Origin of the sequence: Limnobacter sp. (assembly GCF_046297615.1) — a bacterium.
GTDB lineage: Bacteria > Pseudomonadota > Gammaproteobacteria > Burkholderiales > Burkholderiaceae_B > Limnobacter.
Map to the genome: position 1 here is coordinate 87,739 of NZ_JBKBHM010000005.1, position 19,411 is coordinate 107,149.

Annotated in this window: 15 protein-coding genes and 1 tRNA gene; 5 read left to right on the forward strand and 11 right to left on the reverse strand. The window is 57.3% G+C overall.

Annotated elements, in window-relative coordinates; translation table 11 throughout:
• Positions 1 to 7: 7 nt before the first annotated feature.
• The 3 genes from ACK4FF_RS11165 to ACK4FF_RS11175 all read right to left on the reverse strand — a co-directional run bounded on the left by ACK4FF_RS11165 (position 8) and on the right by ACK4FF_RS11175 (position 3,771).
• The gene (locus ACK4FF_RS11165) at positions 8 to 1,759 is read right to left on the reverse strand and encodes a PQQ-dependent methanol/ethanol family dehydrogenase (RefSeq protein WP_409708970.1); all 1,752 of its coding nucleotides are present in this window, start codon (positions 1,757 to 1,759) and stop codon (positions 8 to 10) included.
• A gap of 277 nt (positions 1,760 to 2,036) precedes the next feature.
• Entirely contained in the window at positions 2,037 to 3,020 is a 984-nt protein-coding gene (locus tag ACK4FF_RS11170) for a quinoprotein relay system zinc metallohydrolase 1 (RefSeq protein WP_409708973.1), read from the reverse strand.
• A gap of 1 nt (position 3,021) precedes the next feature.
• Positions 3,022 to 3,771 carry a quinoprotein dehydrogenase-associated SoxYZ-like carrier gene (locus ACK4FF_RS11175; protein WP_409709490.1) on the reverse strand — a complete coding sequence of 250 codons (750 nt, stop codon included), beginning with the start codon at positions 3,769 to 3,771 and terminating at the stop codon, positions 3,022 to 3,024.
• 144 nt (positions 3,772 to 3,915) lie between these two features.
• Between ACK4FF_RS11175 and ACK4FF_RS11180 the strand changes: the two genes are divergently transcribed.
• From ACK4FF_RS11180 to ACK4FF_RS11190, 3 genes are all read left to right on the forward strand, one after another.
• On the forward strand, positions 3,916 to 4,986 hold the full coding sequence (locus tag ACK4FF_RS11180; RefSeq protein WP_409708976.1) for a substrate-binding domain-containing protein: 1,071 nt from the start codon (positions 3,916 to 3,918) through the stop codon (positions 4,984 to 4,986).
• A 267-nt stretch (positions 4,987 to 5,253) separates the two neighbouring features.
• The gene (adh, locus tag ACK4FF_RS11185; protein ID WP_409708979.1) at positions 5,254 to 6,774 is read left to right on the forward strand and encodes an aldehyde dehydrogenase; all 1,521 of its coding nucleotides are present in this window, start codon (positions 5,254 to 5,256) and stop codon (positions 6,772 to 6,774) included.
• A 108-nt stretch (positions 6,775 to 6,882) separates the two neighbouring features.
• Positions 6,883 to 7,257: a DUF779 domain-containing protein gene (locus ACK4FF_RS11190; RefSeq protein ID WP_409708982.1), complete on the forward strand. Its 375-nt coding sequence runs from the start codon at positions 6,883 to 6,885 to the stop codon at positions 7,255 to 7,257.
• A 56-nt stretch (positions 7,258 to 7,313) separates the two neighbouring features.
• Here the strand turns inward: ACK4FF_RS11190 and ACK4FF_RS11195 are convergent, their stop codons facing one another.
• The 6 genes from ACK4FF_RS11195 to ACK4FF_RS11220 all read right to left on the reverse strand — a co-directional run bounded on the left by ACK4FF_RS11195 (position 7,314) and on the right by ACK4FF_RS11220 (position 15,469).
• Positions 7,314 to 9,413, reverse strand: a complete 2,100-nt coding sequence (locus ACK4FF_RS11195) for a choice-of-anchor I family protein (RefSeq protein WP_409708985.1) — start codon at positions 9,411 to 9,413, stop codon at positions 7,314 to 7,316.
• 102 nt (positions 9,414 to 9,515) lie between these two features.
• Positions 9,516 to 10,694 carry a hydroxymethylglutaryl-CoA reductase gene (locus tag ACK4FF_RS11200; RefSeq protein WP_409708988.1) on the reverse strand — a complete coding sequence of 393 codons (1,179 nt, stop codon included), beginning with the start codon at positions 10,692 to 10,694 and terminating at the stop codon, positions 9,516 to 9,518.
• A gap of 66 nt (positions 10,695 to 10,760) precedes the next feature.
• Positions 10,761 to 12,920, reverse strand: coding sequence for a TonB-dependent receptor family protein (locus ACK4FF_RS11205; protein ID WP_409708991.1), 2,160 nt, complete (start codon positions 12,918 to 12,920; stop codon positions 10,761 to 10,763).
• Between the two features lie 63 nt (positions 12,921 to 12,983).
• Positions 12,984 to 13,796: a class I SAM-dependent methyltransferase gene (locus ACK4FF_RS11210; protein WP_409708994.1), complete on the reverse strand. Its 813-nt coding sequence runs from the start codon at positions 13,794 to 13,796 to the stop codon at positions 12,984 to 12,986.
• Positions 13,793 to 15,058 carry an FAD-dependent oxidoreductase gene (locus tag ACK4FF_RS11215; RefSeq protein WP_409708997.1) on the reverse strand — a complete coding sequence of 422 codons (1,266 nt, stop codon included), beginning with the start codon at positions 15,056 to 15,058 and terminating at the stop codon, positions 13,793 to 13,795. Before ACK4FF_RS11215 ends, ACK4FF_RS11210 begins: the two co-directional genes overlap by 4 nt.
• A 144-nt stretch (positions 15,059 to 15,202) precedes the next feature.
• Entirely contained in the window at positions 15,203 to 15,469 is a 267-nt protein-coding gene (locus tag ACK4FF_RS11220) for a hypothetical protein (protein ID WP_409709000.1), read from the reverse strand.
• Positions 15,470 to 15,810: 341 nt separating this feature from the next.
• Here ACK4FF_RS11220 and ACK4FF_RS11225 point away from each other — a divergent pair, with 341 nt between their 5' ends.
• Both ACK4FF_RS11225 and ACK4FF_RS11230 read left to right on the forward strand, forming a co-directional pair.
• Positions 15,811 to 16,104 (forward strand): type II toxin-antitoxin system Phd/YefM family antitoxin, encoded by a 294-nt coding sequence (locus tag ACK4FF_RS11225; RefSeq protein WP_409709003.1) that lies wholly within the window; start codon positions 15,811 to 15,813, stop codon positions 16,102 to 16,104.
• A gap of 28 nt (positions 16,105 to 16,132) precedes the next feature.
• On the forward strand, positions 16,133 to 16,519 hold the full coding sequence (locus ACK4FF_RS11230; protein ID WP_409709006.1) for a type II toxin-antitoxin system RelE/ParE family toxin: 387 nt from the start codon (positions 16,133 to 16,135) through the stop codon (positions 16,517 to 16,519).
• 82 nt (positions 16,520 to 16,601) lie between these two features.
• Here ACK4FF_RS11230 and ACK4FF_RS11235 read toward each other — a convergent pair.
• Positions 16,602 to 16,677: transfer RNA gene (locus ACK4FF_RS11235), tRNA-Ile, on the reverse strand.
• A gap of 30 nt (positions 16,678 to 16,707) precedes the next feature.
• The gene (gene rpoD, locus ACK4FF_RS11240; protein ID WP_409709009.1) at positions 16,708 to 19,161 is read right to left on the reverse strand and encodes an RNA polymerase sigma factor RpoD; all 2,454 of its coding nucleotides are present in this window, start codon (positions 19,159 to 19,161) and stop codon (positions 16,708 to 16,710) included.
• Between the last annotated feature and the right edge of the window lie 250 nt (positions 19,162 to 19,411).

A 19,411-nucleotide genomic window follows, 5' to 3' on the forward strand; every position in this document is an offset into this window, starting at 1 on the left:
CAACCGATTACTTACCGGCCAGCTTGAACACCCACACGGAACCGCCTTGCTCAAGGTAGTTCACGCGCTTGGCGACGTCACCGCCCCACAGGGGAACAGCACCGCCCCAGCCAGACACGACAGCCACGTACTGCTCGCCATCCTTGCCTTTCCAGGTCACGGGTGGCGCAACCACGCCAGAACCTGTCTGGAATTTCCACACTTCTTTACCAGTCTTGGCATCAGCGGCTTTCAAGAAGCCCTCAGGCGTACCCCAGAACACCAGGTTGCCGCCAGTGGCCAACACACCGCCCCACAGAGGCGCGTTGTTGGTGATTTCCCACTCGATCTTGCCGGTCTTGGGGTTCATCGCGCGCAGGGCACCGATGTAATCGAAACCTGGCAAAGTCTTGATGGTGAAACCAGCGCCCAGGTAAGCCGCGCCTTTCTTGTAGGTGATGGGCTCGTTCCAGATTTCCATGCCCCACTCGTTGGCGGGTACGTAGAACAGGCCGCTGTCGGGGCTGTACGCCATGGGCATCTGGTTTTTGCCACCCAGGAATGAAGGCGCAGAGAACACCACTTCACCCTTCTTGCCATCTTTGGCTGTGGGGTCGCCAGGGCGGTTGGCTGGGTCGAAAATCGGACGGCCTGTTTTCAGGTCCACGCCTTTGGCCCAGGTGATTTTCTTCACGAAGGGGAATGCGTTTTCCAGTTTGCCGGTTGTGGCGTCGTTCACATAGAAGAAGCCGTTGCGGTCAGCCTTGCCACCCAGACGCTTGCCGTTCATGTCGAAAGTCACGAACTCGTTCACACCGTCGTAATCCCAACCATCGTTGGGGGTGCCTTGGTAGTGCCACTTGATCTGGCCTGTCTTGACATCGATCGCAACGGTCGATGTGGAGAACAGGTTGTCGCCTGGGCGAGTATGGCTGTTCCAGGGTGCGGGGTTGCCAGTACCGAAGTAAGCCAGGCCGGTTTTGCTGTCGTAGGTGCCGCCCAACCAGGTGGCTGCACCACCGGTCTTCCAGAGGTCGCCTTTCCAGGTGGCGTTGGTGGTGCCGGAAATGCCGTTTTCAATGGCCTTGCCGTCCTTGTCGTACTTGTAACCCATGTGGCCTTCAACGGTGGGGCGCAGCCACACCAGTTGGCCAGTTTTCGCATCGCGGGCTTCCACACGGCCAACCACGCCGAATTCACCACCGGACACACCGGTCAGCACCAAGCCATTGGCGATGATGGGCGCGGCTGTGTTGGAGTAACCAGCGGCGTAGTCGTCAATCTTTTCTTTCCAGACCACCTTGCCGCTGTCTTGGTCCAAAGCAACCAGTTGCGCATCCAGGGTCGAGAAAATAACCAGGTTGTCATACAGGGCAGCACCGCGGTTCACCACGTCGCAGCAAGGCATGATGCCTTCGGGCAGACGGTGCTCGTACTTCCACAGCTTCTCACCAGTCTGTGCGTTCAGCGCGTAAATGCGGCTGTACGACGCAGTCACGAACATCTTGCCGTTGTGAATCACAGGCTGGCTTTCCTGGCCGCGCTGCTTTTCACCACCGAAGGAGAAAGACCAGGCAGGCACCAGGTTTTTCACGTTGGAAGTGTTGATCTGCTTGAGCGGGCTGTAACGCTGGCCCTCTGTGCCCATGCCCCAAGACAAAATGTCTTCAGTGGACTTGGCATCGTTTTGAATCATGGCGTCGGTCACGGGTGCGGCCATCACCATTGCAGGCGCGGCCAACGTGGCAGCCACCATTGCGCTCAGTAGAGTTTTGCGCATTTTGAAATTCTCCTCTCTTCGTCGTTGCTTTCTTGAGGTTCTCCGCCCCGATTGCAGTTCCGGGCGACCCGAAAGGGGTAGCGCAAGCTTCATGCCAACCTGAAAGAATCCTCTAATTCAATTTTTTTCATCGATTTTTCAACAACTTGCAAAATCAACAAAAAAGCCCCTCGTCGGAGGGGCTTCGGGGCTTCACAATACTTAAACAGTCGTCACGCCGGGGCAGTTGCACTGTTGCTGCTGTTGCACCCTGTACCAAAGTGCAACACCACGATGCTCAACGAAACACGCCGATCGCCGCCTTCTCATAACGCGGGTACAGGGTCGTCACATTGCGATAAAACTCGGCCGGGTAAGCCGCGAATTGCCGAAACCGCTCCGGCGCCCCAGCCTGCATCACCTCATTCATCTCCAGCCCCTGTGCAGCCGCATCGGTCAACGTGCGGTCTAACCACTTCAGATAATCCAGCGTCTGGTCAATGGCAACGGTGCCCAGCGTCAGTGTGCCGTGGCTGGGAATCACCCAGCGAGGGCTCAAGCGCTTCAGGGTCTCAAGGCTGTCCATCCAAGGCTTCAAATCCGCATGCGGGGTGGTCACAATCCGGTTGTAAAACACCAGGCCACCAGCCCACAACACGCCGGTGTCGGGGTCGTGGATCACCAGGTCTGAAGCGGTGTGCCCCTTCAACTCAAGCACCTTCACTGGCCTGCCCGCCAAATCGCGGGTTTGTGCAGCATCCATGGGTTGCGCAGGCACCACGGTCTGTGTGCCGCTCATCCAGTCGCCACACAAACGGAACAGATTGTCCTCGTAAGCCTTGCCCTCGGCTTGAATACCGGTTCGGGTCAAGGCTGTGGCTGTCAAAGTGTTGGCGCTGTAGGCCTGATTGCCCATGAAATAGTCGGGGTGCAAATTCAAGGCAAGTACCTGCTTGATGGGCAAACCGCCAGACACTGCATCAATCAGTGCCCTCTGCTGCTCGCCATACCGGCGCGACACCCCGGTGTTGACCACCACCACCTGGCCATTGGCCACCAGAAAACCGGTGTTGATGATGTTGCACCCATTGGCGCGCGAAAAATCATCATTCGCACCGGGTATCAAATGCCAACCGCCGCCCAAAGGGTAAGCCTTCAAACCATAGCTCAACGTGGCCACATTGGGCACCGGGGCCTGGGGGGCTGCTGCACTGCTTGCCTGCAGCCAAGCAACCAGGCTCAGCAACAGCACACATGTTTTTTTAACCGCATTCAACGTCATCTCAATTCCCCACCTTGGCATTGATTCGGTTGCCATTGTTGTCGCGGCCTTGCAGGCTCATAGGCCCTTTGGGTGGCTGGTCGAAATCAAAGGAGAACAAGGGGTTTTCTGAAATAGGCTCGAAGGGATACAAGCGGGCCAGCACTGCCTTGTCGCCGTCTTGCAGAACCAATTCTTCAATGTAAAACGCAGGAATGCCCGACACCAAGCCAGTGTCCATCGGGTGGGACACCTGCACGCGCAGGCGCGTGTCGCGGCGGCTGGCCTTCTCATCAAACACCCGGCTGGCCACCTTGTTCAATGTTTGCGGCCATGAACCATCGGCGCGTGTGGCACCGGGCACCGTGCAACCGCCGCCAGACGCTTCAATGAATGCATAGCCGACATGCCACACGCCATCAGGCGTTAATGCAGCAACACGAATCGGGCTGGCCTGCTCCAGCTTGAACCGGAAATTCAGGCTGGGTTTGGCACGGCCGGGAATGAACTCAAGTACCTTGCGTATGGGGTTACGGTCCACCAGCACCACAATTTTTTCAACCCGGCCTAACGCCGATGCATCAAAAGACACGGGCACGTTCATCGCATCTTCAGCAAACAAAGGCACTGTCACTTTGATGCGTGCGTCAAACTCAGTGGTCGCATTGGACTCAAAAAACTGCCGCTTCAGGTCGGGCCATTGCATGGACCCCAAAGGGTCACCACCCGTCAAAGTATCCGACGCAGCACTGTGGCCCACAGCCAACGCCATGGTGGTCAATGCGGTGCAACACAGCACCCCCACCCCGGCCCTCACAATCTTACCCACTGCCATCCACTGCATCACCTGCTCCTCACTGCCGAATAGTTGTTTGTTGTGCTGTGTGGCAAGCAATCCATGTGCCTATAATCATTCATGCTTTATTTGAAAACATCCGCCCACTGGAAAACAGACGATGGGCAGGTCGTCGACCTGGACAGTCGCCTGCTGGCCACCCTCAAAGCCATTGGCCAACAGGGCTCACTGACCCGCGCCAGCGCCGACCTCGGCGTGAGCTATCGCACACTGTGGAGCCAGGTCCAGCACTACAACACCCTGCTGGGGCAAGACCTCATCGCCACCCAAGGCCGGGCGGGCGCAACCCTCACCCCACTGGGCCATCAAATTCTCTGGATGGTGGAACAAGGCCAGGTGCGTGCCGCGCCCAATGTAGGCATTGTGGCCGAGCAACTGAATGCCGAGTGGCTGGACGCCAATCACAACAAGCCGTGGATAAGCTTGGCGCTCAGTGACGACTACGCCATGCGCCACCTTTTTGAAAACACCGCCTTGCACAAATCACTGCACTTGTCCCTGCGCTGGCTGGGCAGCATAGCGGCACTGTCGGCCCTGCATCGGGGTGAAGTGCGCGTGGCCACCTGCAACCTGCCGGTGGGTGGGGAAGAATTTGCGGAAGTGCATCAGGTGATGCGGCGCTGGCTGCGTGGCAGCAACCTGTCGGTCATTGAATTGTTCGAACGGGAAATCGGATGGATCAGCCGCCCCTCGCTGAACCCACCCACACTGGACGACGTGGCCCAACGCCGGGCGCTGCTGGTCAACCGCAACAGCGCATCATCCACCCACGAACAACTCAACGCCCTTTGCCGACACGCCGGTTTGGACCCCGAACAACTGCCCGGCTACTTTCATGTGGAAGAAACACACTTGGGTGTGGCCTGCACCATTGCCGCAGGCCATGGGGATTTGGGGCTGGGTGTTCGCGCAGCGGCTGAACACTATGGGCTGAGCTTCAGGCCAGTGTCGCGCGAACGGTACTTCATGGTGCTGCACAACGACGATCTTCACTTTCCCGCCATGAACCTTCTATTGCCCTGGCTCGCCTCCGATGAAGTGCGCAATGGCCTGTTGAACATGCCAGGTTACAGCGCCGCAGCCTTGGGCCAAACAGCCCCGTTGGAAACCTTCCTCAGCCAGTTGGCCTGAGAAAGTAGAACTCAAGCTCAGACACCTGAGACAAGCCTGCTCATCTGCGAAAAATTATGCAAGCTTTTGCATAACTCATCCAATTACAACTTCATATCTTTGTTTTTATTGGTTTTTTACCAAAATCCGCAGCGATTGACACGCGTCAATTCGACACATTATTCAGCAATATTTTGCAATATTTCGATCCACATTGTGGCTGGCACGTTGGTTGCGCTACCCCCCTACACACGTTCCATCACACAACACGAAGAGGAGTAGGGATAGATGAACATGATCGACGAAATGAAACTGGGTGTGGCCTTTCCGTTCAAGGCCAAGTACGACAACTTCATCGGCGGCAAATGGGTTGCCCCCAAAGCAGGCCAATACTTTGACAACATCACCCCCGTGACCGGCCAAGTGATCTGCCAGATCGCCCGTTCGCAAGCCGAAGACATTGAAGTGGCCCTGGACGCAGCACACGCTGCCAAAGACGCCTGGGGCAAACGCTCCCCCACCGAGCGCGCCACCATCCTGAACAAAATCGCGGACCGCATGGAAGAGAACCTGCGCCTGCTGGCCGTGGCCGAAACACTGGACAACGGCAAGCCTCTGCGTGAAACCATGGCCGCCGATATTCCCTTGGCCATCGACCACTTCCGTTACTTCGCAGCCTGCCTGCGCTCCGAAGAAGGCACCATTGCCGAGATCGATCACCAAACCTACGCATACCACTTCAAGGAGCCCCTGGGTGTTGTGGGCCAGATCATCCCCTGGAACTTCCCCATCCTGATGGCTGCCTGGAAACTGGCCCCTGCGCTGGCTGCCGGCAACTGCGTGGTTCTGAAACCTGCTGAACAAACACCCGCCTCCATCCTCGTGTTGATGGACCTGGTGGCCGACCTGCTGCCCGCCGGTGTGTTGAACATCGTCAACGGTTTCGGTCTGGAAGCCGGTAAACCCCTGGCCTCCAACAAGCGCATCGCCAAAATTGCGTTCACTGGTGAAACATCCACTGGCCGCCTGATCATGAGCTACGCCGCTCAAAACCTGATCCCCGTGACACTGGAGCTGGGCGGCAAGTCCCCCAACGTGTTCTTCGAAGACATCATGGACGCTGACGATGCCTTCTTCGACAAAACACTGGAAGGCTTCGCGATGTTCGCCCTGAACCAGGGTGAAGTGTGTACATGCCCATCCCGCGCGCTGATTCAGGAAAGCATTTACGACAAGTTCATGGAACGCGCCATCGACCGCGTCAGCAAAATCAAGATGGGCAACCCCCTGGACGAAACCACAATGATTGGTGCCCAGGCTTCTTCCGAACAACTGGAAAAGATCCTGAGCTACATCGACCTGGGCAAACAGGAAGGTGCCAAGTGCCTGATCGGTGGCGAACAGAACAAGCAAGGCGGCGACCTGGCTGGCGGTTACTATGTCAAGCCCACCGTGTTTGCCGGTCACAACAAGATGCGCATTTTCCAGGAAGAAATTTTTGGCCCAGTGCTGTCTGTGACCACCTTCAAAGACGAAGCCGAAGCCCTGCAAATCGCCAACGACACCCTGTATGGTCTGGGTGCCGGTGTGTGGAGCCGTGACGGTTCCCGCGCCTTCCGCATGGGCCGTGCCATTCAGGCTGGCCGCGTATGGACCAACTGCTACCACCTCTACCCTGCACACGCTGCGTTCGGTGGTTACAAGCAATCCGGTATCGGCCGCGAAACCCACAAGATGATGCTGGACCACTACCAGCAAACCAAGAACCTGTTGGTGAGCTACAACCCCAACGCCCTGGGCTTCTTCTGACGCAGTGCAGCCCAAAGGCTGATTCTGCATTGAGCTCGAACCGCCGTGCCCCACAAGGGTTCGGCGGTTTTTTCACATCGACACCACTAACAAACACGGAGCCATGCCATGGCCAGTCGAGTCACCTGTACCCCTGAAGCCGAAGCACTCATCATTCAGCTCAAAGCGAAACACGGCGAAGTCATTTTTCACCAAAGTGGCGGCTGTTGCGACGGCAGCGCACCCATGATGTTTCCACGCGGGGAGTTTCCCCTCGGTCCTTCCGATGTGAAGCTGGGCAACATTGGCGGCGTGCCGTTTTACATGAGTGAAAGCCAGTTCTCTTACTGGGAACACACCCACCTCATCATCGACATTGTCAAAGGCAACGGTGGCATGTTCAGTCTGGAACGCCCCACAGGTTTTCGTTTCCTCACCCGTTCACGCCTGTACGACGACGCCGAGTTTGCCGCTCTGCCACCCATTGAGCATTACGCCGACTGACATGAAAAAAGCCCGAGCAACACTGCCCGGGCTTTTAATGGTTCACTGAAGCGATTTCAGTCGATGGTGTACACCGCCACCGTACCGCTGACATCACCATAACCGGCAATCAGCAAGGCCTTGCCGTTGGGTGATTTGTCGGCGGGCACAAACTTCAAACCCTCGGGGGAAATGTCGCCCGTGGTCAGGTCAGTGGTGTTTTGCAGCAACTGCACGAACACCGGGGCCAAGGGGTTGGTGATGTCGTACATCATGATGGCGCTCGTGCGCTCCAAACCGATGAACGCCAGTGTGCGGCCTTTCACCACACCGGTCACAATGCTTTCCGGTTCTGGGCCTTTGTTGTCGTACCGGTCGGCATAGCCCCTGAACAACGCGGTGCGCGTGGTGGTGTCGGCGGTTTGGTCAGCGATGCCGTACACAATCCGCTCGAAGTCAGCGCCACTGTCGTACACCATTTGGCCTGTGGCCACATCAATCACCGAAAACGAGCGGCCACCGAGCACATACAGCTTGTCGTACTTGCCGTCGTTATTCTCATCACCAAAAGCCCCGGTGCCTGTGCTCTTGAACACGGTCAAGCGGCCAAACGCGCCAGCCACTTGGTCGTTGGCGGCATTGGGGAATGCAACCGGGTCCAGCGAGAGTGTGCTCAATCGTGCAGTTTCTTCGGCGGCCAAAAAGTCGTTGCGGTCATCGCCTTCATTGGCAATCAAGGCATACAGCTTGCCGTTGCTGGTGATCAGCGAAACACCGTCAGGCATGTAGGCACCAAACAGATTGTTCAAGGTGCGCAACTCGGGTGGGTCCAGTTTCGCAGCACGGTCAGAAGGGGCAATCGCATTGCGTTTCTGGCCGAAGTCTTTGTAACCCAAGGCAATCAGTTTGGTGATTCGGGCTGTGGTCAAGTCCACCACGGCCAGTGCATTGTTTTCCTGCAAAGTCACCACCGCCGTTTTGCTGTCCGGGGAAATAGCGATGTACTCAGGCTCAGTGTCCTGCGCCAAGGTGGCCCCGGGGCGGCCAATGCGGTAGCCCGCGGGCACTTCACTGGCACGCGAGCCACCGGTGTTGAAATCCATGAAGCCCAGCGTTGTGGCCGTGTCTGCAGGGGTGCCCTGGTTGATCGCGATGATGGAAATTGAACCATCAGGGTCAATGCCGTCGGTGCGGAAGGTGTTGCTCAATTCACCCTCGTTGGGCACCAGCAATTTGGTGCCGTCTGGAGAAAACACCACTGAATCGGGCTGTGTACCCACCACCACTTTCTTCAAATAGGTGGCTTGGCCATTGGCCGCCAAACGATAAAACGCAATCACACCGGGGTTTGTCTTCGGGTTGGCTTGCACAGCCACCGCCATCAGGTTGCCGAAGATGTCCAGGCTTTGAACACCACCGGCAGTGAAACCCGCGTCGTTCACACTGGCGGCCACATCAATGGTTTCCGCAATCGTCAGGTTGCTGGCGGTGGTGGGGTTGGCCAAGGCAGTCGTCGGCAAATTCGCCAGGCTGATGCGTTGCACGCTGGACGGGTTGGCCGCCGTGTCAATCACATGGAATTCAGACCGGCTGGCTTCGTGATACGCCACAATTTCAGCCACACCAGCAGCGCCAGAACCGTAACGCCCCACCAAGGTAGCCCTGGGCAAATTCGACTCGGCAGCCACCGATTCACTCAAGTGCTTCACGGCCTTGGCTTCGCTGGGCACAGTCACGCCAGCAGCCACCAAGGTTGCAGGGTCAGCCGCCGCCCAACTCGCTGGTGTACGGGCACCCGCCAGCAGCCGAGTGGCCACCACCGTCAAGCCGTTGCCGGGGTTGTCATCGCTGTCCAGCGCTTGCAAGAAGCGGGCAATGGCCAAAGTGGCGGGTTCAGACACGGATGTGGTTGGTGCCATCTGCTGCGGCGTCACCATGGCCGCGCCGGGTACGGCCGGCAGGTCCACACCCCCAATGGAAAACACCACCGATTCGCCAGCCCTGTAGCTGAACACGCCGTTGGCGTTGGTGGTGCCGCTGAGTGTGGGTGTGCGGTAGGCCATGCCCGCAACGGGCGCGTCCACAAAACGGCCGCTCAACACGGGTGCATCATCGCTGTTGCACGAAGCCAGCGCAAAGGCTGCGCTGATGGCCAACAAACCTGTCTTGAATTTCATGTTCTTGTCCTCTGCCGTGAATCGTTGTGATCCGAATCGGCAGAGTTTGACAAGTGAATGTTACAAATCGTGTATTTTTCAAAACAGGCTCAAACCCTGAGCCTAACGGTTACGCCCATACGCGTCGTGAGAAGACACCCACTCATCGGCCATAATCGCCGACACCAGCGACAAGTCCCCGGCCAACACCGTGGCCCCCACAATTTCAGCCAGCTTGCGGGCCTTGCCTTCACCCTGGCAACCCAGCATGGCCAAGCACTCCGCCTGCGTGGAAAGGCCAGTGCCGCCACCCCGCGTGGCACAAATCACCGAAGGCAAAGTGACGGACATGTACAGGTTGCCCTCGGCCGTTAAATCCATGAACACAAAGCCTGCGTGGCTTTCCACCACATTGGCTTCATCCTGCCCAGTGGCAATGAACAGGGCTGCAATGCCGTTGGCCGAATGGGGCCCACTGTAAGCCGAGCCAGCCAATTGGTTGCCAATGGCACTGCGCTGGCGTTGCTTGAAAATCACCTCGGGCGTGGTGCGGGCCAAGCGTTGTAGCACCTCGCGCTGCACCACGGCCTCAGCAATCACCCGCTTGCCCCGGCTGTGCATCAGGTTCATGTGCGAATGTTTTTTGTCAGTCTCAGTGGCACCGCTCAGGGCGAAATGCGTCACCGCCTCGGGGCTGTTCTTCAATATCCACTGTGCCGCCGCGTGGGTGGCTTTGCCACACATGTTCTGTCCGGCGGCATCGCCCGTGGTGTAGTTAAAACGCGTGTACACCATGCGGGCGATTTGCCAGCGCTGAATGTGCACCAACTTGCCATGGCCAGTGGTGGATTCTGCAACCCGTCGAATTTCATCAACCTGTTCATCCACCCACGCTAAGAACCGCTTGGCTGCGCGGGCATCTTCAAACTCGAACAGCGGTGCACGCTGCATGAACTCTTCCACCACCGTGGTTTTCACGCCGCCCGATTCCGACAGCATCCGCATACCCCGGCTGTAGCTGGCCACCAGCGTGCCTTCCGTAGTGGCCATCGGCACATAAAACCAACCCTGCGCATGCTCACCGTGTATCAACACCGGCCCAGCCACGCCCACCGGCATTTGCACCACACCAATGAAGTTCTCGGTGTTGTTGCGCAGGCTTGCAGGCGGCAGGCTGTAATGCCCGGTGTGTGTCAGCGCCGCGCCACTTTGTGCTTCCAGAAAAGTGCGGCGAGCCTGAGCGGCTTCCTCGGTGTAGTTGTCCTCCAACCGTGGAATGGGTTTGCGTTCATTGGTGCTCATGTTGGCTTCCTCTCGCAGAGAATATCCGGGTAGTTTGACTGCTCAGATTACCCGGATTTCCGACGTTCAGAAACGCACATTGATACCCGCTATCACTTGGCGGCCACGGCCCGGCTGAATACCATTGGTTCGCGCCGCAATATATTGCTTGTCAGTCAGGTTCTCGGCATTCAGGAAATACCCCACCTTGCTTCCGGTGGGCTGGTAACTCATGCCCGCGTTTACCAGTGTCACTGCCTCAATCTCACCATACAAACCGCACAAACCCAAGTTTCCGGTGGTACAGAATCCGGCGGCACCTGTACCAGTCAGATTTTCGGTATTCGCAAATTGCCGGCTCAAATGCGTAGCCCCCACCCTGGCCTTCCACTGTGCAGCTTCGTACGACAGGTTCAACGCCAGCGTGTGTTTGGGCGCATACGGCAAACGGTTGCCGGCCTGATAATCCCCATAACCGTCCTCTCCCTCACCGCCCACAACACCCGAATCCTTGAATTTGGCGGTAAACAGGTTGGTGTAGGCCATGCTGACGAAATATGGGTTTGCTTTGTTCGCAAACAACTCACCCAAATTCAGGCGGCCAGCCAGTTCAAGCCCCGTGTGTTTGGCTCGTCCTTCATTTCGGAATACGCCCCCTGCTTGTACCACAAGGTCTTTGATGTCCATATTGAACAGTGTGGCTTCCCAAGTGCCCGAGCGCACCTGACCACGCAATCCAAACTCGCTGATGGTGGCCAGCTCAGGCGTCACGCGCTGCAACATATTGTTGGTGACGTCACGGTCCGGGCGTGGCGGCGCAAAGCCCCGATGCACGCCACCGAACACCGTCATGTTCGACAAGCCATTCCATGTAAAACCCAAGCCCGGCAAAGTCTCGGTTTTGCTGCTTTGTAAACGGTCCGCCTGCACAAACTGCAAGGGGTTGGCCCCATCTTCCACAAACAGGGTTTTGGTTAAGTCCATACGCTCAACACGCAAACCCGGTGTCACCGTCCAGTTGCCAGTCAAGAACGTGTTTTGTGCATAAAACGCGGTTGATTCCACATCAACCAGCAGGCGCTCATCGAAGTTGGTCACGCTGCCATACAAGGAACTGAGCAGGAATTTTTTCCGGTCTATGTCCTCCTTGTGATAGCGCATTCCGATCACGGCCTCACTACTCACGCCAAATGCTGAATGCTTGAATTCCAGTTTGGGTTCAATGCCCCACACCTCATACTCGCGGGGGCGAATCGCAAAATCTGCGGTGGCCAAATCACCCTCACCCGTGGTGTTATCGTCTGGCTCAAACTCACGCGAGCGTCGAGACTGACGCTTGATGCTGCTGTGGTAAAACTGAGACGTCAACCGCGCGCCTTCACCCAACTCCCAACGGTGAATCAACTGCAGGGTATCGCGGTCCATGGTGAAGCGTTCCCCCTCACTGCCCGGCAAAGAATAAGGGTTGTTCAGGTATTCCTGAGCAGTCAACCCGGTTTCACTGAACAGGGAATCCTCTTCAAAATGGCTGTACTTGGCCGTGATGCTGTGCTGACTGTTGATGTTCAACTGCCCTTTGACCGCGATGTCTTGAATCTCGAACCCATGTTGTTGACGGATACCATCACCCTCCCGGCGCAACAGGTCGATCATGATACCGCCCTGCTCCGATCCTGTACCCATGTTCAAGTGGGCGCCCCTGTACCCATCGGTACCTGCGGAGAGTCGAGCTGAACCCTCAAAGCCATTGCGCGGCACAGGTTTAGTCACAAAGTTGATCATTCCACCCAAGGTTTGCGGGCCATACAACACCTGGCCAGACCCCTTCAGTACCTCCACTCGGTCGATGCGTTCCAGCGGCGTTGAATAATGAGCGGACGGGTCACCATACGGTGCGAAAAACACCACAGGAGCTCCATCTTCCAACAACAACGTGCGAGAGCTTCGGCGTGGGTTCAAGCCACGCAGACCAATGTTCAGGTGGGTACCAGCCGTGTCCTCACTGACCACATGCACGCCCGGCACTTCACGCACCAGTTCCAACACAGTCAATGGTTGGCGCAACTCCAACTGCTTGCTGTCCACCACGTAGGACGACCCCGGCAAGTTTTCGATGTTCGATGGCAGAATACTGGAGCCAGACACCTCGACGCCCGGCAGGGCCTTCTCATCAGCAAAGGCCAAACCAGCCTGGCCTATCAAGACCATGACTGCGCTGGCCATGGCGGTGTTTCGAAATGCAAACATTGTGTTCCCTCAACTTAAACAGACTGAATCATCAGCAAGCTTAAGAGGGGGCCACAACCCGCCCTAGGGAAAACTTCCCGAATTCACATACTCGGCCTTAATCAACGCATAGCGCACCCCAGTGTCGGCCGACAGCCTTGCACACAGCCGCCCAGTCATCGCAATTTTCCACCACGCCGGGGAAAGCCGCTGGCGCAGGGTCAAGGCCCGTGCACGTTGCGTGGCGTAGGCCGAAAAACCAGCCAGTACCCCCTCGCCTTCTGCGTTCAGGTCAATCAGCTCAAGTAGTTTGAAGCCCGCGCTGTTCAAGGCTTGCTGAAGTTGCGCCTCATCCACCTGGCTTTCGCTGGGGATGCCTGCCATGCGCAGCCGGCGGCGCGTGCTGGCGCTGACAGTGGGTGCCAGCAACAGGGTGCTGAACACCAACACGCCGCCCGTGGCCAGTGCCTGTGCAGCAAATTGGGAAAAATTCCTGAGGCTACTGGCGTGGTAAGCGGCATCAATACACATCAAGGTGTCATGCTGCTTGGGCGGTAAGCCTGCAGGCAAAGGCAAGGTGTCGAATCGGCCTTGAACTGTGGGCCAACCCTGCTGCACCAATTGTTCAATACAGCCGGGCTGCACTTCAAGGGCGGTCAATTTCACGGTGGGGTCCAAAGCCTGCCAGCGGCGCAGGCTTTCGCCGTAGCCACAGCCTGCGTCCAACAGTCGTGAACCGGGCGCGGGTTGGGCCAAGTGCCAGTGCCTGTCGGCCAGTGCTGCCGCCGCCTCTGCATAACTGGGGGTGCCAGTGGCCCACAGCCCAAGGTTGGCCCAGGCTGCTGTGCCGTCGTGCAGCAGTGCGGTTGAAATTCGGTAGCGCTTGGCTTTGCTCATGCCAACAAGGTGGCAGGCACTGGCACCTTCAGGCACTGCGCCACCGCCATGGCACTGCGCACCGCCGATTCCAGCAAAGGCACGCCCGGGTAAGCCCACGACCCGCAGAAAAACACACGGCGTTCCGGTTCAGTGTGCATCATCGCCAGCGCGTCTTGCACGGCCCTTGTGCCCCCATGCACCACCGCACGCTCAAACGGCACACGCGCAATCACCTGCGCTGGGTCCGGTTCAAACAGCGGGTTCCAGGTTTGCAACACAGGCGCATCGGTTTTAAGGGTAGGCTCCACCGCGTTCACCAACACGGTGAAGGTGGCCTGCTTCAAATCGCGGTCCATGCGGTAATTCAAGGCCGACCAATCCTTCTTGCGCGTGGGCAAAAAACGCGTGTCGCGGTGCACCCACAACTCGCCCTGGTCAAAACGAATGCCACTGAGCAAGGCCAACTCGCGGGCGTGCGCCTGCGGGTCCAAAAACTTCAACTGATTGGCCTGTGTGGCCACAATTACATAGTCGGCCTCAACGGCATCGCCACGCGCATTGCGCACGGTTGTCTTGTCGCCATTGCGGTGCACCTGCACCACCGGGCTGCCCGCAATCAGGTTCAAACCGCGTGCAAGCCCGGCCACCAGTGCGGGGGTTCCACCCTGCAAACGGCGCAGGCGTTCGCCATGCACAATGGTGTCCACAATCGCCATCAAATCACGCGCAGGCCACGCCAACAGGTGGGCCTCACTGCAGGTGCAAATGGTGGTGAGAATGGGCAAAATCAGCCCACGCCAAAACAGGGGGTCAATCGGGTTTTGGGCGAGAAAACCCGCCAAAGTCCGCCCATCGTCAGCCTGCTCCTGCAATTGCCGCGCTGCACGGCGCAACTGCACAAACCCTTGGGCCACACGCAGGCTGTTGCGGTTCAAATAACGCCACTCCGCCACCCAAGGCAGGCCGAGCAACGGCAAGCGGCTGCTTCGCAACCAGGTTTCACCGTCGTCCCAACTGCAGGCGGTGTACGTGTCCACTGCAAATGTGCCCACGCCCACCGATGCTGCCAAAGCAATCACACTGCGCCACGCCTGTGGGTTCATCACCCGAAGCGGCACATCCACATTGCCGCCATCCAATTGAAGGCTGTGCGCGTCCATGCCATGGCCCTGCTGCGCCTCAAACACCGCGACGCGGTGCCCGGCCTCCTGACACAAGCGGGCAGCCGCCAGGCCGGCCATGCCACTGCCGATGACAGCGATGGAAAGCGGCGCGGTCATGCTGCGCACACTGTGGTTAGGGGGTGAGGCAAGTGGGCTTGTGTGGTCATGAATCTAGGTCGGGGTTTACATTGTGCTTAGATTCAGATCATACAAAACAACCAGGCCGCTGGGGTTGGGCTGGTTTAGGGAAATGCTACTGATTCAGTGAGGGCGAATCATCGCAATAACTTTCCGAGAACCAAAGAATGCCGCCGAAAGCAGGACTAGTGAAATCAACCAGATCACCAGAAACTCAAGGTCGGCCAACTCCTCACCGTTTTTGGATTGATACAGCGAATCAGCAAAAGCCCACAGCGCCGCGGGTACCCTAGGGAAGTTTTCTGGGTTGCCTACCCAGTAGTGGGCCATGGCCAAAGGCATCGTGATGAAAGCAATCAGAAGCGCGAGGATTTTCCAAATTTGACTCATCGCACAAGCACCCTGCCAAACGCCCTAAGCGATGTTCCTTCAATGGGCCACCCACTCAAATTGAACTTGCATTCTTGCATGCGTACCAACCAACTCAGCATTGATCAACCTGTGAGCATACAAACTCTGGGCATGAGGGGATGTAGCTGGCTTAGGTCTGCCATGTGCACGCCCTCGATATGGTGCGGCCAGACCAGCCTGTGCCGGAGTTTTAAAGTAAACCTAACGGGAACGAGCCTCTATTCAGGTACTCCCCTTTTGGGACCATGTTGTTGATAGGCCCATGAAGCAAGGGTAGAATGTACAAGATTTTGTACCATTATCATAGGCCGGAGGCGCCCATGACATTCTCAGCAAGCGATGTGATTCCTTTGTCCCAAGCCCGAGCCAACTTCTCTGAACTGGCTGAAGACGTAAAGGGCGGTGCTGAAAAACTCATCACCAAGAACGGTGAGGCCTATATCGCCATCATTGATGCAAAGCGCCTCGACTATTACCATCAGTTGGAGCGCGAGCGCATTCACCTGCTCCTGATTGATGAAGCATCCAAAGGCTTGGATGACGTGATGGCAGGGCGTACCCAAGATGCTCGCGCCATTCTGAACGCCATCAAAAAGCGACGTGCGAACGCTTGAGTGCTGATGGCACCCTATGACCAAACGAGTGAATATCAAGCTTACCGCCAACTTCAAGCGGAACCTGGCTGACATTGAGCGGTTTCTGACCGAGGCAGAAGCACCCCAAGCATTCGACAACTTGATCGACGAGTTACTTGGCACTGTACTGCCTAACCTTGAACAGTTCCCAGAGTTGGGCGGATCATTTCTCAACCGGACTATCGGTTCTGCGGAGGCCAGCAACGCTGCTGCTGCACTAAAAACCAAACTGACTGCGTTGAAGGGTGCCTTGCCAACCAACCTGCGTGAGTACGTGATGAACGACTACTTGGTGCTGTACGTGCAGGTAGAAAGTACTCTTTTTCTGTTGTCGATCAAGCACCACAAGCAACTGTCATTCGACTTTGAAGGGCATTGGGGAACATCGGGGTAACCGACTCATCGCGTGTAATCCCACAGCGAGATGGCCATAGAAACGAAAAAGCCAACCCCGAGAGGTTGGCTTTTTCAATACTTGGTAGGGCCGGAGGGGTTCGAACCCTCGACCAAAGGATTATGAGTCCTCTGCTCTAACCGCTGAGCTACAGCCCCACACGTGAACGGTCACGCACCCGAAGGCGCTTATTCGCCTTCGAGGAAGCTCTTGAGCTTGTCGGAGCGGCTGGGGTGGCGCAGCTTGCGCAGGGCCTTGGCTTCAATTTGGCGAATACGCTCACGCGTCACGTCAAACTGTTTGCCCACTTCTTCCAGCGTGTGGTCGGTGCTCATTTCAATGCCGAAACGCATGCGCAGCACTTTGGCTTCGCGAGGCGTGAGGGAATCCAGCACGTCCTTGGTCACATAGCGCAGGCTGCTGTATTGCGCGGCGTCCTGTGGGGCCAGGGTGGTGGAGTCCTCGATGAAGTCGCCCAAGTGGGAATCGTCATCGTCGCCGATGGGCGTTTCCATGGAGATGGGCTCTTTCGCGATTTTCAAAATCTTGCGGATTTTGTCTTCGGGCATTTCCATGCGCTCGGCCAGCGTGGCTGGGTCGGGCTCAATGCCGGTTTCCTGCAGAATTTGGCGGCTGATGCGGTTCATCTTGTTGATGGTTTCGATCATGTGCACCGGAATACGGATGGTGCGCGCCTGGTCTGCGATGGAACGGGTAATGGCCTGGCGAATCCACCATGTGGCATAGGTCGAAAACTTGTAACCACGGCGGTACTCAAACTTGTCCACCGCTTTCATCAAGCCCACGTTGCCTTCCTGAATCAGGTCGAGGAATTGCAAGCCACGGTTGGTGTACTTCTTCGCAATCGAGATCACCAAACGCAAGTTGGCCTCGATCATTTCACGCTTGGCGTGGCGGGCGCGGTTTTCACCGGACACCATCTGTTTGTTGATGGCGCGCAGGTCAGTCAGCGGCAGGGAAACCTTCTCCTGAATTTCGCGCAGCTTGCCCTGCAATTCGTGAATGGCAGGAATGTTGCGCACAAAGGTGTCGGACCAAGCCGAACCATGGTTGGAGAATGCCTCCACCCAGCTGCTTTCCACTTCGTGGCCTTTGAACTTTTCCAGGAAGAACTCGCGGGGTACGCCCACGCGGTTGACGGAAATGTCGTAGATCACGTTTTCGAGTTTGCGCACGCTGTCCACCTGCTCGCGCAGAATGCCGCACAGGCGTTCCACTTGCTTGGCGGTGAAGCGGATTTTCATGAACTCGTCAGCGATGGCGTCCTTGGCCTTTTTGTAGGCGGCGGAGTTGTAGCCACCGTCGGCCATGGCTTTTTTCATTTTGGCGAACTGTTTGTCGATGTCCGCAAAAATGGCCAGTGAGTTTTTCTTCAGTTCTTCAAGCTGCTTGGCCGACATGCCGGAGTTGTTGGCGCCGCCTTCTTCATCCTCGCTCTCTTCGTCATCCACGTCGAGTTCTTCGGCCACGGGCTCTTCAACAGGCAGGCTGTCGTCCATGGACGGGTCAACAATACCGTCCACCACTTCATCCACAGCCAACACGCCTTCGGCGATGCGCTGGCTGAGGGCCACCACGTCTTCGATAATGGCGGGGCAGGCTGAAATGGCTTGCACCATGTCTTTCAAGCCTGCTTCAATGCGCTTGGCAATTTCAATTTCGCCTTCACGGGTCAGCAGTTCCACGGTGCCCATTTCACGCATGTACATGCGGACAGGGTCGGTGGTGCGGCCAAACTCGGAATCCACGTTGCTCAACGCAGCTTCGGCTTCTTCCTCGGCGTCTTCTTCCGAGGTGCCCACGGGGGCGTTGTCGTTCATCAACAGGGCTTCTGCGTCGGGCGCCTGTTCGTACACGGTGATGCCCATGTCGCTGAAGGTGCTGACCATGGCGTCGATCACTTCGCCATCGGTCACTTCATCGGGCAAGTGGTCGTTGATTTCCGCGAAGGTAAGGTAGCCACGCTCCTTACCCATCTTGATCAGCATTTTGAGCTGGGTGCGGCGGGCTTCCAGTTCCTGCGCAGACGCTGTGCTGGAAGACAGGTACGCGGAATTGATCAGCGCTTTGTCTTTGGCTTTGGCGCCACGGCCACGCTTGGGCGTGATGACCAGGTCGGCCTTTTTGGCGTCGCTGTCGTCGTCATCGGCCATGACATCGGCATCCAGCGTGTCATCGGCCGGGGCCGCAGCAGCTTCAAGCTCGTCAGTGTCCTCAGCTTCGGCGGTGGCGGGCTTGCCAGCCTTGGGTGGGCGGCCACGGCCCTTGCTCACCGGCTCATCGGCGGGTGCGGCTTCCACTTTGGGTTTGCGGCCACGTTTTTTGGGGGCTTCTTCCTGATCAACAACGCTCACTTCAACTTCCTCAACTGGGGCCTTGCGCTTGGCAGCAGGCTTGGCTTCCGCCTTGGGGGCGGCAGCGGCTTTAACGGGTTTTGCGGATTTGGCGGGTGCGGGTTTGGCCTCAGCTTTCACAGGCTCGGCTTTGGCAGTTGCCTTGGCTTTGGCTGGTTTGGCCTCTGCTTTAGCAGCTTCAGCTTTGGTGCTTGTTTTCTTGACCACAGCCGACTCGCTGGCTGCTTTGTCGCCCGCCTTGCCCGGAGAAACCTTCTTCCCTGCCATCGATGACGCTCCCTTGCGCTTTTCAGATTGCTCATCACCACCACTTACGGCAGTTGATGAGGGTTTTGAACTCTTTGGATTGGACTGGGGGCCGTTTTGCAACGCAACAGATTTCGGCCCGGACTTGGTTGTGTGGTCAGAATCGGGTTTCTGTTCCTGCGATTTCGAAAAAATGTTGAGAATTTTGAACATGAAATTCCGCTGAATCGCTCGAACACCGGTTCAAGGGCAGCCCATGACACAGACTGTT

What these genes read in the sequence shown, in the direction of transcription:
- ACK4FF_RS11220 (WP_409709000.1), bottom strand. Translation starts at nt 15,469, where the DNA reads ATGAGTCAAATTTGGAAAATCCTCGCGCTTCTGATTGCTTTCATCACG.
- ACK4FF_RS11190 (WP_409708982.1), top strand. Translation starts at nt 6,883, where the DNA reads ATGGCCAGTCGAGTCACCTGTACCCCTGAAGCCGAAGCACTCATCATT.
- rpoD (WP_409709009.1), bottom strand. Translation starts at nt 19,161, where the DNA reads ATGGCAGGGAAGAAGGTTTCTCCGGGCAAGGCGGGCGACAAAGCAGCC.
- ACK4FF_RS11205 (WP_409708991.1), bottom strand. Translation starts at nt 12,920, where the DNA reads ATGTTTGCATTTCGAAACACCGCCATGGCCAGCGCAGTCATGGTCTTG.
- ACK4FF_RS11175 (WP_409709490.1), bottom strand. Translation starts at nt 3,771, where the DNA reads ATGGCGTTGGCTGTGGGCCACAGTGCTGCGTCGGATACTTTGACGGGT.
- ACK4FF_RS11195 (WP_409708985.1), bottom strand. Translation starts at nt 9,413, where the DNA reads ATGAAATTCAAGACAGGTTTGTTGGCCATCAGCGCAGCCTTTGCGCTG.
- ACK4FF_RS11165 (WP_409708970.1), bottom strand. Translation starts at nt 1,759, where the DNA reads ATGCGCAAAACTCTACTGAGCGCAATGGTGGCTGCCACGTTGGCCGCG.
- ACK4FF_RS11225 (WP_409709003.1), top strand. Translation starts at nt 15,811, where the DNA reads ATGACATTCTCAGCAAGCGATGTGATTCCTTTGTCCCAAGCCCGAGCC.
- ACK4FF_RS11200 (WP_409708988.1), bottom strand. Translation starts at nt 10,694, where the DNA reads ATGAGCACCAATGAACGCAAACCCATTCCACGGTTGGAGGACAACTAC.
- ACK4FF_RS11180 (WP_409708976.1), top strand. Translation starts at nt 3,916, where the DNA reads ATGCTTTATTTGAAAACATCCGCCCACTGGAAAACAGACGATGGGCAG.
- ACK4FF_RS11210 (WP_409708994.1), bottom strand. Translation starts at nt 13,796, where the DNA reads ATGAGCAAAGCCAAGCGCTACCGAATTTCAACCGCACTGCTGCACGAC.
- adh (WP_409708979.1), top strand. Translation starts at nt 5,254, where the DNA reads ATGAACATGATCGACGAAATGAAACTGGGTGTGGCCTTTCCGTTCAAG.
- ACK4FF_RS11215 (WP_409708997.1), bottom strand. Translation starts at nt 15,058, where the DNA reads ATGACCGCGCCGCTTTCCATCGCTGTCATCGGCAGTGGCATGGCCGGC.
- ACK4FF_RS11170 (WP_409708973.1), bottom strand. Translation starts at nt 3,020, where the DNA reads ATGACGTTGAATGCGGTTAAAAAAACATGTGTGCTGTTGCTGAGCCTG.